This window comes from Pseudomonas sp. TH10, assembly GCF_016651255.1.
Classification (GTDB): domain Bacteria; phylum Pseudomonadota; class Gammaproteobacteria; order Pseudomonadales; family Pseudomonadaceae; genus Aquipseudomonas.
In genome coordinates this window covers 1-16,055 of the sequence record NZ_JAEKEG010000160.1, presented here as the reverse complement: position 1 = coordinate 16,055, position 16,055 = coordinate 1, and the positions used below count along the sequence as shown (strand labels likewise).

Genomic DNA, 16,055 nt, shown 5'->3' with positions numbered 1-16,055 from the left:
GGTTTCGCTGAAGAAGAGGTGCGCAACATCATGGGGCTGAACTGGCTGCGACTGCTGGAAACCGCCACCACTGCCATTGCCTGACCCTGAAATTCACCGTGAGGACACTATGAAAAACAACAACAATAGCCTCCCGTTCATCTCCCTCATCGGCGATGCACAGCCTCAAGCGCGTATGTTGGAGGCATCATGAAAACATCTAGCAGCCTGCAAGCCGAAAGCCAGCCACTGGCCCTCGCGCCGCCGAAAAAGACCTCGACTGGCCGCTGTTCCTGATCAGTGGCGGCTTCCTCGGCGCCTTTCTGATCGCCGCGCTGGTCGACATCGAAGGCACCTCGAAACTGGTGAACACCTCTGTTCACCTGGTCGACCCGGTTCTTTGGCCTGTACTGGCAAATCCTCATGCTGCTGACGTTTGCCGTAAGCCTGTTCATCTGCTTCAGCAAATGCGGGCGGGTGCGCCTTGGCGGTGTTGACTAGCGACCCGACACCAGTACCTTCAACTGGATAGCCGTGATCATGTGCGCTTGCTCGCCGGTGGCGGTGCCTTGCTGGGCCGCAGCTGAACCCATGATGCATTTCGCCAGCCCGCCGCCGCTGTTCGCCGGTGTGCAGGCGCATACAGAGGCCGCTGCGCATGCCGCGCTTGCACAGTCCTTCGTACACTGGGGTTTTCCTCGCCTGGGCGGTGCTTGGCAGCCTGCTGTCGATTGTCCTGATGCACCTGCATTACGACAAAGGCTTGCCACTGGCACCCCGAACCCTGCTCTATCCGCTGCTTGGCGAGCGTGCGCTCAAAGGTCCGATTGGTACCCTGGCAGACGCCACCTCGATCATCGCCGTAGTCGCCGGGACCATCGGCCCGATCGGATTCCTTGGTCTGCAAATCAGTAGCGCGTTGCATTCAGTGTGGGGGATTCAGAACGACCTGACGACCCAGGCCATTACCATCATCCTGGTCACGGTGATGTACACCACCTCATGCCTGGTGGGTCTGAAGGGCATTCGCTTCGTCAGTGAAATCAACGTGTGGTTGATGATTGGCCTGGCGGTGTTCATGGTGGTGTTCGGACCGACCGCGTTCATCCTGGGCGGTTTCCCGACTGCATTTGCACTGCACGTGGAACAGTTCATCCCGATGACGCTATTCCGCGCCGACCCGAAATGGCTCGACTGGTGGACAGTATTCTACTGGGGCTGGTTCATTGGCTGTGCACCGATGGTGGCGCTGTACGTGGCGAAGATCTCCCGCGGCCGAACCATCCGGCGAAGTGATCATGACGCTGTCGATCATCGCCCCCATCGTGACCATGTTCTGGTTCACCGTGGTCGGCGGCACCGGCATCGGCATGGAACTGCAATCGCCAGGCATCGTCACCGCCAATGGCGCGCAGCCTGAAGCGTTGCTGCTGGGTGTCACGCAGAACCTGCCGCTGGGTGGCCTGGTCTCGGCGTTGTTCCTGTTCCTGAGCTTCATCTCGGTAGCGACCAATGGTGACGCCATGGCGTTCACCGTCGCCATGGCCATGTCGAGAGACGACAAGCCGAAAAAATGGCTGCGGGCCTTCTGGGCCATCGGCATGGGGCCTGGCCGCCGTGGTGCTCATCACCATTGGTGCGGGCGGCGTAACCGCGCTGCAATCGTTTATCGTGATTACCGCCGTGCCAGTGTCGCTGCTGATCCTGCCGGTCGCTCTGGGACGCGCTGAAAATCAGCCCGGTACATGGCCCGCGAGCAGGCGCGGTCCCAGACATGAATAATCCAGGAAGCGTCACGATGTGGTACTCCCTTGCGAACCATCGCAGCCGATACTGCGCCCGGCCGATCAGGTCATGGACCTCGATCGCCTGGGCAGCCAGTTCCAGAGCCGCCTGAGTTTCGTGCGCAGCAGCATGCGCCGCATGATGAACCAGCAATGGCGTATCCGGCGCCGCCGCTTCGACCTCGACGGCGAAGGTTTCGGCACCGCCATTTATCGAATCGATACGCCCCACGCCCACTACCACTGCGTGATTTTCTCGGCCTACCTGCCCCCGGAAAAACGTAGCGACCGAGTGATCGCCGATCAATGGGACGTCAGCTTCGTCCTGCTGGCTGGTGATGTCGATGAGCTGCAACTGCAGGACCTGCGCCGCAACGTGCCACTGCAGGAAGCCGGGCGATTTGACTCGCGAGTGCTGGTGTTGTCCCGGGCCAATCGAAGCCTGCGCAACTTTGAACGGTTCGTCGCTGCCTTGGCTGAAGGCACCCAGCCCGATCCCCAGCAGCTGGCCGAAGTGGGCTATCTGTATCGCACCACCGCCGTGTACGGCAATGGCAAGTTCGGCATCGCCGACTTCAGCTGCCTGCAAGGCAACGAGGATTTCACCCAGCCCTTCAGCGCGCAAATGTTCACCGTGTACCTGCTGCGCCATTTCAGTATCGAGCAGATCGAACACATGGCGCGGGCGCGCAATCCGCAACGGGCGGTTGGCCTGGCGATTGCCCTGCAACGTTACCTGGGTGTCGGCAATTCCACAGGCCTGGGCATGGCACCATTCCTGATCAATCATCCGCAGCTGGTTAACCAGTGGGTCTGGGCTCGGGAAACCGCACTGGCGCAGGTCCTGGGGCAAGCGGCGGATCTGCCGCGGGTTGAGCGCCTGCGGGCATTGCTGGAACGGGGGCGCCGACATGTGCAAGAGACAGTCACCGACGACCAGCGCCAGGCGGCGCTCGATCAGTGCACGCTGGCTGACCTGGCACGCTTGATTCAGTGGTTCGACGCACAGCCTGTCAGTTCTGATCTGTGGACGCGAGTCCAGGGTTGGGCGCAGAGCCATGGCGGTAAAGGCTGCCAGGAATTGCTGGTGAGCCTGCTGCTGGAGCTGTACCCGCAGCTGGTCGATCCCCTGGCGGAACAGATGGCCGTCAGCGAAGGTTTTCGCCTCAACGCCGACATGCCGCTGACGGAGCTGCGCGTACTGATGGAGAACCACTACCGTTGGGCACTGGAGCTTGATCTGGACAGCCCTGCAGCCAATCACTTTTTCTGGTATCGCTCGGTAGAAAAGAGGAGCCGCGCCTGGGTGAGCGCGCCATGGAGCCGGGAGCGGAAAAGGAAATGCAGCTGGGCATCGCGCACAACATCCAGCGCTGCCACACAGCACTACTGGCCTATCTGGAGCAGCACCCGCAGCAGCTGACGGCGCACTTTCTGCTCGCCCAACCGCAATTCAAGGGCACGGTGTGCCGTCTGCAGGGCATGGCTTGCTGCGCCTATGGCGAGATCCGCGCCAATCTGTTGCATCGCAGCATGCTGCCCATCGACTTGTTGCGCTGCAAACTGGCGTTCTTCGGCGCTGGCAAGTTCGATCCGAAATCCAGCCGCTGGGTGCGCATCACCTTGTTCCAAGGCGCGCCGCTGGTCAGCGAGATCGGCCAGCCTTTTGACGACGACTGGAACTTCGCCGTCATGCCCACCTTGGACGGAGAAGTCTGATGCGTGTTTCGTACAACGAAGTACAGGTGATCTGCCGCAAGGCCTTCGAAGGCCTGGGCTTTGCACCGGGTGACTGCGACGACGCTGCCGATATGATTGCCCGCCTGCAGCAGCAGGGCCTGGACGGCATTGGCGCGCTGAAAAAGCCCTGGCGTTCCTGCATGATGAGGTCGACCGGCCCATCGAAACCAACTATGAAGACGCCGCGCAATTGACCCTCGACGCTCACGGCCAAAGCATCCTGCGCTGCGCCGCCCAGGCCGTCGAGCTGGGCGTGAGCAAGGCTTTGCGTGGCGGCAGCGCCTTGATCCGCATCCGCCATTGCCACAACCGCATCCTGCTGCTGGGTTACCTGGCTCGTTGCGCCGATCAGGGGCTGAACTTCTGCGCGTACTGGCGGGATGCGCGGCAGGAACTGGTCGCGACCTTCAGTGCCGGCGACAGCCAGCCATCCTTGCGCGTGCATGATCTGCCGCAACCAGCCATGGATGATGAGCAGAGCATCAACGTGTTGATCTCCCGCCACTTCACCCTCCTGCCGTGCCCGGGCCTGACTACCCGGCATTACCACACGTTCGTGGACGGGCTGGAGGTGGATGACGAGGTGTGGGCCAGGTTGAAAAACTCGGTGAACGAGTGCTGGTGGAAAGCACCGAAGAATCCCGACGACGTGGTGCCGGTGAAAGCAGCGACGCCTGATCAACTCTCTATCAACGCTTCAGGAATATTTGCATGAAATACGCAGTCAAGACCGACCTCTTCGCCTCTCGCGCTCCGCTGGAATGGGCCGTCGTCGGCAACGGCACGCTGTACACCGCACAAATTCCCATCGATCGGGAGGGGCAGGTGGTGCCCGGGGGAATCGAAGCCCAGACCCGGCAGACCCTGGACAACCTGCGCCACACCCTGGACGCCGCCGGCAGCTCGCTGGACGCCGTGACCCAGGTCCTGATCTATGTCACCGACCGCAGCTATCTGGCGACCGTGAATGGAATGTACACCGAATACTTCCAGGCGCCCTTCCCCAACCGTGCGGCGGTGGTGGTGGCGGGGTTGGCGCGGGAAGAAATGTTGGTGGAGTTGGTGGTTTACGCCTGCGTTGGGTAACTGATCCTGCACTTTGGTAGCGAACGTTAGACCACCATCGCCAGCAAGCCGGCGGCTGCATGGGATCGGGGGACCCGCAGAAAGACGAGGTATCACAGATCCCCAGGAGCCTGCTTGCCGGCGATTATCGCAATGCGGTCTTTGCGACGGATCAGGTATTAGTCTTTAACCGAGTCCACAAACGCGTACTCAACCGCGCAATCGCCGCCGGCAACTCCTCGACCGTGAACAGCTTCTCCAGCACGGTCTTCGGCGGATAGATCGCCAGGTCCTGCTTCACCGCCGGTACCACATATTGATCCGCCGCCAGATTGGGGTTGGCGTAATGAATGCTGTTGCTGATGTTGGCAATCACCTTGGGGTCGAGCAGGTAATTCATATAGGCGTAGGCGTTTTTCTCGTGAGGCGCGCTTTTGGGCATGACCATCATGTCGAACCACAGGGTCGTGCCCTCGTCCGGGATCGAGTAGGCGATGTCGATGCCATTCTTCGCTTCCCTGGCGCTGGCGGCAGCCTGGACGATGTCGCCGTTGAAACCGATCACCACGCAGACATTACCGTTGGCCAGGTCGCTGATGTATTTCGAGGCGTGGAAATACTGGATGTAGGGGCGGATCTTCAACAACGCCTGTTCGGCCTTTTTGTAATCCGCCGGCTCGTGGCTGTGCGGTGGCAGGCCCAGATAGTTGAGGGTGATCGGCAACACCTGCGTCGGGTTATCGATGAACGCCACACCGCACTGGCTCAACTTCTTGATGTTTTCTTCATCAAACAACATCTTCCACGAGCGCGTGACATCGGTGTTGCCGAAGATCGCCTTGATCTTCTCGACGTTGTAACCGATGCCGGCAGTGCCCCACATGTACGGGAAGCCGTACTGGTTGCCGGGGTCGTTGACCTCAAGCTTCTGCATCAACACCGGGTCGAGGTTTTTCCAGTTCGGCAATTGCGACTTGTCGAGCTTCTGGATCGCCCCGGCCTTGATCAGCCGCGACAGAAAATGGTTCGATGGGCTGACCACGTCATACCCGGTGTTGCCGGTCATCAGCTTGGATTCCAGCACCTCGTTGCTGTCATGAATGTCGTAGGTGGCCTTGATCCCGGTTTCCTTGGTAAAACTAGCCAGGGTGTCATCGGCGATGTAGCCGTTCCAGTTGGAGATATTGACCACTTCATCCGCGTAACTGGCTGCCGGGAACGAGGCGAGCATGACCATCAGGGTAAGGTTGTTGATGCGCATTTTCTGTCACCGTGTGTGCTGAGTTGTTGTTCTTGGTTGATCGACGGATATTCTAGATTTCTGTTCTGGCCCTGACTGCCTCCACGCGCATGCGCAGCATGGCACCGATATCGAAGAAGGGACGCGGCGGCAGCCAGCCGGGTTCGGCGCGCTGCATGACCGATTGCAAGAGTGGCGAGTCAACGCCCGACGCCAGTTCCGCCAGCAAGCGCCCCCACAACGTCCCCCGGGCAACGCCGGAACCATTGCAGCCGGCGACGGCGAAGACGCCCTCTTCAACCCGATCAAAGAAAGCCTGGCCGCTGCGTGTCGCACTCAAGTGGCCGGTCCAGGTGTACTGGATGTCCTGGGCGCCGAGGAATGGGAAACGCCGCTGCAAACCCAGCACATGATGTTCACGGCGCACTCGCAGCTCGCTGGCGGATAAATCGCGCAACCGGTATTCCGCCGTGTTGCGGATCATCACCCGGCGGTCCGGGGTCAAGCGCACGGTGGCGCCCAGCGGCCGAGTGGACAGCACGCCCCAGGGCTCGACCGCGCCGATTGCCTGGTACTCGGCGTCAGTCAGCTGCCGGGTGAGGCTCGCGCTGAGCTCCATCGCAAACGTTGCGCTGTCGTCGATGCCCGAACGCGAGATGAATGCATTCAGGCATACCAGCACTTGCTGCGCTTCAATTCGGCCGGCAACGCCATTGGCGCGCACGCGCCCCTGACTCAGGCGCTCCAGACCGGTGATGTCGGTGTTTTCGTAGAGGGTGACGCTGGCGGGCAACGCATCCAGCAAGCCCTTGACGTACTTCGCCGGCTGCAACAACGCGTTGCCATTGCCGCACCAGATAGCCGCCTGATAATGCCGGGTACCCAGCTGGTGATACAGCGGCTCGCCTTGTAGAAAATGCGCCGAAGCACCCACCGCGCGCAGGGTTTGCAGCTTGTCCTCGACCTGGGTCAACTTGCCGGGATCGCTCACCGCAAAAAGTAACCATCGTCGCGAAAATCGCATTCGATGCCATGCCGGGCGATTCGCTGGCGCACCTCGAGGCTGGCAACCCGGGAGATCTCGGTGTCCACCTGATAGTCGGCAAAACCCTTGCGGCCCAACAACTCATCGGTGCCCGGATGTTCGTGGGCCACGGCAAACCCTGAGTTGCGCGCCGAAGCGCCCTGCGCCGCACGCTGGCGATCAACGATCACGATGCGGGCGTGAGGGTGCATCTGCGCGAGGGTGTGGGCGGCGTTCAACCCGGTAATCCCAGCCCCGATAATCAGCCAGTCAGCCTTCTCGGTACCCTTCAGGGAACCGCGCACGGGCGATCTGCCCGCCTGCGCAATCCAGCCACATTCATTGGTCATGCATCACCTCGATCCCCTGTTGTCCCGCCGTGGGCATTGCCCTTTCCCATGCGTTGAACGCATGAGAAACCTCGGCCACGACTGGAATTTAGAGCGCCAACAGTGATAAAACCAACGTTATAAAATCATCGAAGTATTCGGAAAACGCATGGATAAGCTTCGTCACGTCCCGTCGCTGCAAGCAATGCAGGCGCTGGTGGAAGTTGCCGACTCCGGCAGCTTCACTCAGGCCGCATCGAGGCTGTGCCTGACTCAAAGCGCTGTGAGTCGGCAAATTCAGCAGCTGGAGAGTCACTTCGGTGTCGCGTTGTTCGTGCGCACCAGTCGCAGCCTGAGTCTCACGCCCGAGGGCGAGCAGGTGCTAACCAGTGCCCGCAGCATCCTTGAGCAACTCAAAGCCCTGGAGGAACGGCTGGCCCCCAGGGAGCGTCCGTTTCGCATCCGCATGCACGTATCCCTGGCGGTGCGCTGGTTGCTGCCCAGGCTGAGCGAGTTCTACCGATCTCATCCCGAGGTTTTGCTGTCGATCGAGACTGTGGCAACTGAGGTGGTGGAGCCAGCCGTCGACAGCGACGCATACATCCTCTATCTGGCGCAACCATCGAATGATCCACAGTCCATGACGCTGTTCGAGGAAGCGCTTGTGCCCGTCTGCGCACCGGGGCTGGCGCACGCGCTGCGAGCAGTCGAAGACCTGGTGCATTGCACCTTGCTGCATCGATCCTCGGACCGTCATGACTGGGTAAAATGGTTGGCAGCCAACGGCGGTGGACCGCTGGAGCGCTACCGGCACATTCCTTTCAACCTGGATGAACTGGCACTGGATGCGGCTGCACGCGGGCTGGGCGTGGCGATGACAGACCTGACCCTGGCGGGCGAGTCGGTAGATCGAGGCGTGTTGGTGATTCCCTTCGGTAAGGCGCTGAAGACAAAGGGCGTGTATGCGCTGACCCTGCAACCCTCAGCGAGCGCGCATCCGGCCTGTGGGCTGATCCTAGAGTGGTTCGCCCAGCAGGCCGAGTGGGAAATCGCGAACCCCGAAAGCTAGGTGCCGTTACCGATGCCCTCGGTCGCCTGGGCAAACGCCAAACCGGCCTCGCGCACCAGCTGACGCCATTCGTTGCTGTTGATCAGACCGGCACGTTCCATCTCGTCAGCGGCCTTGAGGAGCTCATCGTACTGCTCCTCACAATCCATGCGAATCAACGGCTCCTTGAGCAGTTGGTACCAGGCCGCCATTGCTTGCTGCTTTCGATCGTCGTTCATGGCCAGACTCCAACGGTTGTTTCTGGTTGGGCGTCTGTTGTGGATAGCGGTTCCCGGGTGCCGACATACGGCGACTGACTCAAATTCCTTGCCATGCCCTGGCCTGGCCTGTGGGAGCAAAGCTTGCTCGCGATAACTCCCACCGATTAATCGCCACCTCTACCAAACCGCAACATCGTAGGTGACATAGACCCGATTACTGTCCCGCCCCCGCGCATAATCCGAGCGATACACATAGTTGCGCAACCTGATCCCCAAACCCTTGAATGCGCCGTCCTGCAGCACATACGCCAACTCGGCATCCCGCTCCCACTCATGCAACCGCGCGTCCCCGGATTTGCCATTGTCGCCACTCAGATAGCGCGTGGAAAACGTCAGGCCCGGCACGCCGGCCCGGGCGAAGTCGTAGGCGTAGCTGAGCATCCAGGTCTTCTCGTCTTCTTCGATAAACTTGCCGATCCCGACATTGCTGAACGAATAGACGGTCGCGCCGCTGATGTAGGGCAACCCTGCGTCGCCACTGAGTACCTGATACCCGCCGCCGAAACTGTGCCCTGTCAACGAGTAGGTCAACTGGCCGCTGAGCATATCGTTATCGATAACGCCACCCCGCCCCGTTCCGGCGTCCACGCTGTGGAAGTAGCGCAGGTCGCTGGTCAGCACGCCAGCACCCAGGGTCAGATCATGCTGGACTGCCGCGAACTGCTGACGATAGAAGTCCTGCAGTTCGCCGTAGAAGTACCCCAGGCGAATGTTCTTGCCCAGCTTGTAGTCGCCACCTGCATAGGAAAAATCCGAACCCTTGCCAGTAAAGCCATCGGGAATAATCGAGCGACTGTCCGACGAATCCCTGAGCTTGAACTGATCCAGATGACCGCCAGTGAGTGTCAGGTTGGCGATGTCGTTACTGGTGAACTGGGTGCCTTGATACGTCTGTGGCAACAGGCGCGCATCGTTGTAGATCAACACCGGTGTCCTGGGCAACAAAGAACCCTGCTTGACCACGGTTTTCGCCAGCCGGACTTTGCCCGCCACCCCCAGGCTTGCGAACTCATCCGCCGCACGTCCGTCGTCGTGTACCGGCAGCAGACCCGTGCCGCTACGACCTTTGCCGGAGTCCAGTTTGACGCCGACGAGGCCCAGCGCATCCACGCCAAAGCCCAGCGTGCCTTGGGTAAAGCCGGACTGGTAATCGAGCAGGAAACCCTGCGCCCATTCAGTACGCTCGCTCTTGGCAGTCTGCGCCGCGCGGGCGCTCAGGCCGTTTTCATCACGGAAATTTTCGTTGAAGTACACGTTGCGTAATTGCAGCTTCAATTTGCTGTCTTCGATCAATCCCGCCGCCCAGGCACTGGCCGAAGGCACAGCGTTCAAGAGAACAGCAACGGCCCCGCGGGTCAGGAATTTGCTCATGTTCAATACTCATTATTGTTATTGGCCGATGCACTGATCCGCGCGCCCTTTTCCGGGCACGGGAGCAGTTTTCAGGGGGAAAGGCGATCAGACGAACAGGGTCAGTGCACCGGTCAACAGCGCCAACGCTGTGACAACCAGGGAAGTCAGCACCGCCCACTTGAAGGCGGCTTTCTGGAAGTCACCGATGTCGCGGTCGATCATGCCCATTAACAGCAAAGTGGATGCCACCAGCGGACTCATCAGATGCACCGGCTGGCCGAGGATCGATGCCCGGGCTATTTCCAGGGGGCTGATACCGTAAGCAGCTGCGGCGTTGGCGAGGATCGGAACCACGCCAAAGTAATAGGCGTCATTAGACAGGACGAAGGTCAAGGGCATGCTGGTAATGGCCACGACCAGCGGGAACAGATGCCCCCATGCCGGCGGAATCCAATCCACCAGGGTCTGCGCCAAGGCGTCGACCATCTTGGTGCCGGAGAAGATCCCGGCGAAAATCCCGGCCGCAAACACCAACAGCACTACAGTCATGGCGTTGCCGGAATGGGCGAGGATGCGTTCTTTCTGGATGTCCAGTTGCGGGTAATTGATCATCAGGGCAAGTACAAAGCCGATCAGAAACAGAATCGCCGAGTGCATCACGCCCATCACCAGCGCCGCCATCACCACGATGACCAGCAGCAGGTTGACGTAAGCCAGCTTCGGTCGTTTGTGCGGCGTATCGCCGAGGATCGCCTCGATATAGCAATTACCGCCACCGCTGCTCAGGTGCACATTACCGATACGCTTGCGTTCGGAACGGCCCAGCAGGAAAGCGGTAAACACCACCCACGCCGCACCACCCACCATGGTCGGCAGCAACGGAATGAAGTACTCCCTGCATCCAGGCCCAGTGCCGCGATGGCTCGTGTGGCCGGGCCGCCCCAAGGGCTCATGCCACTCATGATGCTCAGCGACAACATGGCCACGATCCCGAGGATCATCGGATTCATGCCGATGCGCTTGTACAGCGGCAACATGGCAGCGCAGGTGATCATGTAGGTGGTCGTGCCGTCACCATCCAGTGCCACGGTCAACGAGAGCAACGCCGTACCCACGGCGATCTTCATCGGGTCGCCATTGACCCGCTTGAGGATCTTGCGGATCAGCGGGTCGAACAATCCGGAGTCGATCATCAGGCCGAAAAACAGGATCGCGAACAACAACAGCGCAGCGGAGGGAGCGACCATTTTCAGGCCGTCGAGCATCATTTTCCCTGTGGTTCCGCCGAAACCACCGATCACTGCAAAGACAATCGGAACAACCGTCAAGGCGACGATGGGTGACAGGCGTTTGGTCATGATCAGGAAGGTGAACACGACCACCATGGCCAAGCCGAGTAAGGCGAGCATAGGGCAATTCTCTTGTTGTTATAGGTGATAAGGCCGACGGCAAGGCAGGCAACCTGAGCCTACCAGACGACGCAGCCTGCGATCAGGGATCTAGCCCGCGAGTCGCTGTGAAACCGGTGCATACACAAAGCCGGAAAACAGGCGTCGGGCAGTACGCACGACAGAGGCGCGGATGGTTTCACCGTTGTCGCCGGTGTACGACAAGACCACGTCGATACCGCCGCCGGGGTGTTCGATCCGCACGTGTTGCAAGCGCGCGGTGGCGGTATCGCCGAGCATTTGGGCAACGATACTGCCTTGACTGACACAAGCGGTCGCCAGGCCAATGGAACCCGTGATGGCCAGCGAGCGATGACAGCTGTGCGGCATGAAGTAACGCACCTGCAGGGTGCCGCCGGCCTTGGCCGGCGATACCAGCACCGGCTTGGGAATGACCATGCCCTTCACGTCGCCCAGACCCATCGCGGCACCTGCACGCAGGCGCAAGGCCTCCAGGCGACGCAGGAATTTCTTGTCGGCGTCCAGCTCTGCCGGGGTTTCATCGCCGCGCTTGCCCAGGTGGCGTGCCTCGATGAGCACCATCGGCATGGCCATGTCGATGCAGGTCACCGGAATGTCGTCGAACACATCCTGGGTGTTGCCGGTGGGAAAGAGCTTGCCGGTCTTGCACCCAGCCGCGTCGAGGAAGGTCAATTGAACCGGAGCTGCGCTGCCTGGCACTCCATCGATTTCGGTGTCCCCTTCATAGCTGACCTTGCCCTGGGGCGTTTGCACTTCAGAGGTGACGAAGGTCCCGGTATTGAGGTTGCGGATGCGCACGCTGGTCATCGTTTGGCTGGCCTTGACCAGGCCTTGCTCGATAGCGAATGGCCCGACCGCGCAGAGCATGTTCCCGCAGTTGGGGGCCGTGTCCACGCGACGCGAGGACACCATGACCTGCACGAACAGGTAATCCACATCGGCATCGGGGTGCAGCGACGGACTGACAATAGCGACCTTGCTGGTCTGCGGGCTGCCGCCGCCAATGCCGTCAATCTCCAGTTCGTGACCGGAGCCCATCAAGGCGAGCAGCAGTTCGTCACGCTGTTCAATGGACACGGGCAGGTCCCAGGCCAGGAATACGGGGCCCTTTGAGGTACCACCGCGCATCAGTACACAAGGAATTCGTTGCATGGCTACTGACTCTTGTTGATTAATCAGGGCGATTGATGCCTTGCAAACAAGAGTGACAGGGAAGCACTGGTGTTTCCAATGCAAAGATTCGAGCTATTATTGCGTTTGACGAAAGAGTTGAACGAGCGAAAATGGCACTTTTCGCCGAGGTATTTTTAAGGGGAATTTATGGAATATGAGCTTCAAGACATCAGATCATTCGTAAAAATCGCCGAACTTGGCAGCTTTCATGAAGCCGCTGATGCCTTGCACCTGTCTCAACCCGCACTGAGCCGGCGGATCAAGAAGCTGGAAGAGGGTCTGGGGACGGCGTTACTGGATCGCACCACGCGCAAGGTCAGCCTCACCAGCGTCGGGCGTGATTTTCTGCCCAAGGCGCGTCGACTGCTGGATGACTTCGACGACTCGATTCTCAACATCAGGGAGTTGGCAGAACGGCAGATCGGCCGGGTGACGCTCGCCTGCATCCCCACCGCCGCCTTTTACTTCCTGCCTTCGGTGATTCGCCTCTATAACGAACGCTACCCCAAAATTCGCATTCGCCTGCTCGACCTGAGCGCGAACGAAGGCCTGGAAGCGGTACTGCGCGGCGAAGCCGACTTTGGCATCAACATGATGAGCGGCCAGCATCCGGATATCGAGTTCGTGCCGCTGGTGAACGAGCCCTTTGTGCTGGCGTGCCGACGCGACCACGAACTGGCCGAACGCAGTTCAGTCACCTGGTCGGAGCTCAGTGAGTATCGGCTGATCGGCGTGGGCCGCCTCAGCGGCAACCGTATGTTGCTGGATCACGCTCTATCCGGTTTGAGCTGGCGTCCGCAATGGTTCTATGAAGTGCAGCATCTCTCGACTTCATTGGGCCTGGTGGAAGCCGGGCTTGGGGTGTCGGCAATGCCGAGCCTGGCAATGCCAGCGGGCGATCATCCAACGCTGGTCAGCATTCCCCTCATTGAACCGGTGGTGAACCGCTCTTTGGGGCTGGTGTACCGCAGAGGCGCATCACTCTCCCCCGCGGCGGAGAAGTTTGTCTCGATTCTGCTTGAGCAATGGCCGCAGTGACCCCTTCTATACCCGCGCGCCCAGAGCGCAATGCCGACACCTAATGTTTTCGTCGGCAAGCGCAGCCAGGATCAATGCGCAATACACACCGATTTCAACTCGGTATAGGCCTCGATCACCGCGCGTCCGAACTCGCGGCCCATGCCGGATTGCTTGACCCCGCCGAACGGCATTGCCGGGTCGAGCAGTACGTGGGCGTTGACCCACACGGTGCCGGCTTCGATGCGCGGGACCAGGTTCATCGCTTTGCCCAGGTCGTTGGTCCAAAGGCTGGCGGCCAGGCCGTAGCGGTTGTCGTTGGCCAGGGCGATGACGGCGTCTTCATCGTCGAAGGGCATGATGCCCAGCACCGGGCCGAACACTTCTTCCCTGCTCACGGTCATGCCGTGGTTGATATCGGCCAGGATCGTCGGCTGCACGTAGAAGCCTTCGCCCTCGAGCAACTCCCCGCCGCACACCACCTGTGCACCTTCCTGGCGAGCCAGTTCGATGTGCTTGAGCACGCCTTGCTGCTGCTTGCGCGACACCAGCGGGTTGATCGCCGCGTTGCAGTTCATGCCGGCGCCGATCGGCATGGCCGACACCGCTGCCGCGAGACCTTCAACGAAGCGGTCGTGGACCGAGCGATGCACATAGAAACGTGAGGCGGCGGCGCAGACCTGGCCGTTGTTCAGCAGGCCACCAAGGATCGCGCCCTGAATGGCTTTGTCGATGTCGGCATCGGCGAGCACAATCATCGGGTTCTTGCCTCCCAATTCCAGGGCAAAGCGCGTCATGTTCGCCATGCACGCCACACCCACGCTCTTGCCCACGGCCGTGGACCCGGTAAACGAGACTTTGCTCACCAGCGGATGCGCCGTCAGCACGCCGCCCACCGAGACGCCGCCACCGGTTACGACGTTGAACACACCGGCGGGAATACCAGCCTCCAGCGCCAGCTCTGCCAGGCGCATGGCGGTCAACGGGGTTTCCATGGCCGGCTTGATGATCACCGTGCAACCGGTGGCCAGCGCGGGCATCAGCTTCCAGGCGGCGATCAGCAGCGGGAAGTTCCACGGCACGATGCCCACCACGACACCCACCGGCTCGCGCTTGGTGAACGCGGTGAATTTGGCACCCGGTGGCAGCGGGATCGACACGTCGAAAGTCTGCCCTTCGATCTTGGTGGCCCAGCCGGACATGTAGCGCATGAACTCTACGGTCGCGTTCAGATCCAGTGCGCGGGCCATGTTGATCGACTTGCCCTGGCTCAGGGTTTCCAGCTGGGCCAGCTCTTCGGCGTGCGCTTCGACCAGGCGGGTAAAGTTTAGCAGGATGCGCTCGCGATCCGCCGGACGCGAGGCCCGACCACACCCCGGATTTGAACGCGGCGTGGGACGACTGCACGGCCTGCTCGACGATTTGCAGCGGCGCATCGAGGGTCTCGCACAGCGTTCTGCCCGGTGGCCGGGTTGACCACGGCAATGCTTTGTCCTTCGGCGAACACCCACTGGCCATCGATAAAACAGCCATGCCGGCGCTCAAGGAATGCAGCCACCTGGGGCAGAATTTCAACGTTGCTCATAAGTTGCCTCTTATTCAGACGAATTGTCCGGCGCGTACACCGGCCGATTATTGTTGTTCTTTGAGGTAGCACACGACCGCCTGGCGATCGTCCGCAGAAGCGAGGCCCATGTAGGGCATGTAGGTTCCCGGCACGAACGCCTGGGGCTGAGCGATCAATTGCTCGATGTTCCCGGCTTGCCAGTCGATGTCTTTACTGCGCATGGCCTGGGAATAGTTGAAACCTTCCAGGGAACCGGATTTGCGTCCGATCACGCCTGCGAGGTTGGGGCCCATCATCCCTGTCAGGCCCTTGGTCACCGAATGGCAGACCGCGCATTCATTGGCGAACACCTGGGCGCCGTGGCCCTGGTCCGGCGCGCAGTCTGCGGCCAGCGCGGTGCTGGCCAAGGTGTATGAAAGCAGACCGACAAGTAGCCATCGCAGCGAGCTGAACATAGGAAAAGCACCTTGATATCCGCGTGCTCGCAATTGCCGAGCACCCACACTGAAAATACCGATGCGGGTGCACCGGGAGGTTGGAACGGATTGTCGATGGTCGCTGGCCTGGAGGATTTGCCCTGCGTGCCAGTCGCATTGGCGGGGCTGCCAAACCGGGTTTTCTGGCATGCACAGCCAACTCTTTGGCAACCACACAAAAGGCCTCGGATAGTCGCCGCCGTAGTATCGAAAAAGACCGCAACCCTGCGTTCAAGAACAAGAACGGATGCCACACGATGCCCAAGTCCCCCTTGCTTCGCCTTTCGACGCTCGCGCTGCTGATCAGCACAGGCAATGCCGGCGCCCATGAGCTGTATGCCGATGACGACACCCATCTGAACGCGACCCTGGAAGCGGTCTTTGGCATATTCCACAGCCAGGAAAACTATGCGCTGTCCGGCCGCCTTGGTCAGGGCTCCTCATCGTGGCGCGAGGGCTATATCAAATATGGCCTGAGCTTCGACCAAGGCCTGGCCGGCGCAGGCACCGCTTATGGCGCGGCAAACCTGCTCAGTTCCGGCACCTGGG

The 16,055-nt window shown here is 60.5% G+C and carries 11 protein-coding genes and 6 pseudogenes; 9 read left to right on the top strand and 8 right to left on the bottom strand.

The annotated features are described in order from the left end of the window. From JFT80_RS24645 to JFT80_RS21415, 6 genes and pseudogenes are all read left to right on the top strand, one after another. Nucleotides 1-84 (top strand): dipeptidase (locus tag JFT80_RS24645; RefSeq protein ID WP_242483022.1); only part of this gene is annotated, 84 nt, incomplete at its 5' end. A gap of 105 nt (nt 85-189) precedes the next feature. Further along, nucleotides 190-1,757: pseudogene (locus JFT80_RS21430) on the top strand (BCCT family transporter). A gap of 76 nt (nt 1,758-1,833) precedes the next feature. Continuing rightward, nucleotides 1,834-3,482, top strand: a pseudogene (locus tag JFT80_RS21425) (hypothetical protein). Further along, the gene (locus JFT80_RS24635) at nt 3,482-3,697 is read left to right on the top strand and encodes a DUF3726 domain-containing protein (RefSeq protein ID WP_242483019.1); all 216 of its coding nucleotides are present in this window, start codon (nt 3,482-3,484) and stop codon (nt 3,695-3,697) included. Before JFT80_RS21425 ends, JFT80_RS24635 begins: the two are co-directional and overlap by 1 nt. Further along, nucleotides 3,694-4,218, top strand: a complete 525-nt coding sequence (locus JFT80_RS21420; RefSeq protein WP_242483018.1) for a hypothetical protein — start codon at nt 3,694-3,696, stop codon at nt 4,216-4,218. The genes JFT80_RS24635 and JFT80_RS21420 overlap by 4 nt, the downstream gene beginning before the upstream one ends. Next, nucleotides 4,215-4,589 carry a RidA family protein gene (locus JFT80_RS21415; RefSeq protein WP_122838514.1) on the top strand — a complete coding sequence of 125 codons (375 nt, stop codon included), beginning with the start codon at nt 4,215-4,217 and terminating at the stop codon, nt 4,587-4,589. The genes JFT80_RS21420 and JFT80_RS21415 overlap by 4 nt, the downstream gene beginning before the upstream one ends. A 151-nt stretch (nt 4,590-4,740) precedes the next feature. Here JFT80_RS21415 and JFT80_RS21410 read toward each other — a convergent pair whose 3' ends face one another. Together JFT80_RS21410 and JFT80_RS21405 are read right to left on the bottom strand one after the other, a co-directional pair. Continuing rightward, nucleotides 4,741-5,829, bottom strand: a complete 1,089-nt coding sequence (locus JFT80_RS21410; RefSeq protein ID WP_201149258.1) for a polyamine ABC transporter substrate-binding protein — start codon at nt 5,827-5,829, stop codon at nt 4,741-4,743. A 52-nt stretch (nt 5,830-5,881) separates the two neighbouring features. Beyond that, nucleotides 5,882-7,182, bottom strand: a pseudogene (locus JFT80_RS21405) (NAD(P)/FAD-dependent oxidoreductase). A gap of 148 nt (nt 7,183-7,330) precedes the next feature. Between JFT80_RS21405 and JFT80_RS21400 the strand changes: the two are divergent. Beyond that, a complete protein-coding gene (locus tag JFT80_RS21400) occupies nt 7,331-8,230 on the top strand; it encodes a LysR family transcriptional regulator (RefSeq protein ID WP_201149256.1) in 900 nt (299 codons plus the stop codon). Here JFT80_RS21400 and JFT80_RS21395 read toward each other — a convergent pair. The 4 genes and pseudogenes from JFT80_RS21395 to JFT80_RS21380 all read right to left on the bottom strand — a co-directional run bounded on the left by JFT80_RS21395 (nt 8,227) and on the right by JFT80_RS21380 (nt 12,425). Then, nucleotides 8,227-8,448, bottom strand: coding sequence for a hypothetical protein (locus JFT80_RS21395; protein WP_122838510.1), 222 nt, complete (start codon nt 8,446-8,448; stop codon nt 8,227-8,229). The two genes, JFT80_RS21400 and JFT80_RS21395, sit on opposite strands and share 4 nt — an antisense overlap. A 159-nt stretch (nt 8,449-8,607) precedes the next feature. After that, nucleotides 8,608-9,861: an OprD family porin gene (locus JFT80_RS21390; RefSeq protein WP_201149254.1), complete on the bottom strand. Its 1,254-nt coding sequence runs from the start codon at nt 9,859-9,861 to the stop codon at nt 8,608-8,610. An 87-nt stretch (nt 9,862-9,948) separates the two neighbouring features. Next, nucleotides 9,949-11,252: pseudogene (locus tag JFT80_RS21385) on the bottom strand (CitMHS family transporter). Nucleotides 11,253-11,342: 90 nt separating this feature from the next. Further along, entirely contained in the window at nt 11,343-12,425 is a 1,083-nt protein-coding gene (locus JFT80_RS21380) for a 4-oxalomesaconate tautomerase (protein WP_201149252.1), read from the bottom strand. Between the two features lie 168 nt (nt 12,426-12,593). On the opposite strand from JFT80_RS21380, the gene JFT80_RS21375 reads away from it, so the two are divergent. After that, complete coding sequence (locus JFT80_RS21375) at nt 12,594-13,484, top strand: LysR family transcriptional regulator (protein WP_122838506.1); 891 nt, start codon at nt 12,594-12,596, stop codon at nt 13,482-13,484. A gap of 71 nt (nt 13,485-13,555) precedes the next feature. On the opposite strand, the pseudogene JFT80_RS21370 reads toward JFT80_RS21375, so the two are convergent. Together JFT80_RS21370 and JFT80_RS21365 are read right to left on the bottom strand one after the other, a co-directional pair. Continuing rightward, nucleotides 13,556-15,048, bottom strand: a pseudogene (locus JFT80_RS21370) (aldehyde dehydrogenase family protein). Nucleotides 15,049-15,095: 47 nt separating this feature from the next. Then, a complete protein-coding gene (locus JFT80_RS21365; protein ID WP_122838504.1) occupies nt 15,096-15,485 on the bottom strand; it encodes a cytochrome c family protein in 390 nt (129 codons plus the stop codon). A 278-nt stretch (nt 15,486-15,763) separates the two neighbouring features. Between JFT80_RS21365 and JFT80_RS21360 the strand changes: the two are divergent. Then, nucleotides 15,764-16,055 (top strand): annotated as a pseudogene (locus JFT80_RS21360) (hypothetical protein); the annotation flags it as partial.

Bases quoted from the DNA above. Each gene is read 5' to 3' on its own strand.
- JFT80_RS21380 (WP_201149252.1), bottom strand. From the start codon at position 12,425: ATGCAACGAATTCCTTGTGTACTGATGCGCGGTGGTACCTCAAAGGGC.
- JFT80_RS24635 (WP_242483019.1), top strand. From the start codon at position 3,482: ATGCGTGTTTCGTACAACGAAGTACAGGTGATCTGCCGCAAGGCCTTC.
- JFT80_RS21400 (WP_201149256.1), top strand. From the start codon at position 7,331: ATGGATAAGCTTCGTCACGTCCCGTCGCTGCAAGCAATGCAGGCGCTG.
- JFT80_RS21375 (WP_122838506.1), top strand. From the start codon at position 12,594: ATGGAATATGAGCTTCAAGACATCAGATCATTCGTAAAAATCGCCGAA.
- JFT80_RS21415 (WP_122838514.1), top strand. From the start codon at position 4,215: ATGAAATACGCAGTCAAGACCGACCTCTTCGCCTCTCGCGCTCCGCTG.
- JFT80_RS21410 (WP_201149258.1), bottom strand. From the start codon at position 5,829: ATGCGCATCAACAACCTTACCCTGATGGTCATGCTCGCCTCGTTCCCG.
- JFT80_RS21395 (WP_122838510.1), bottom strand. From the start codon at position 8,448: ATGAACGACGATCGAAAGCAGCAAGCAATGGCGGCCTGGTACCAACTG.
- JFT80_RS21390 (WP_201149254.1), bottom strand. From the start codon at position 9,861: ATGAGCAAATTCCTGACCCGCGGGGCCGTTGCTGTTCTCTTGAACGCT.
- JFT80_RS21365 (WP_122838504.1), bottom strand. From the start codon at position 15,485: ATGTTCAGCTCGCTGCGATGGCTACTTGTCGGTCTGCTTTCATACACC.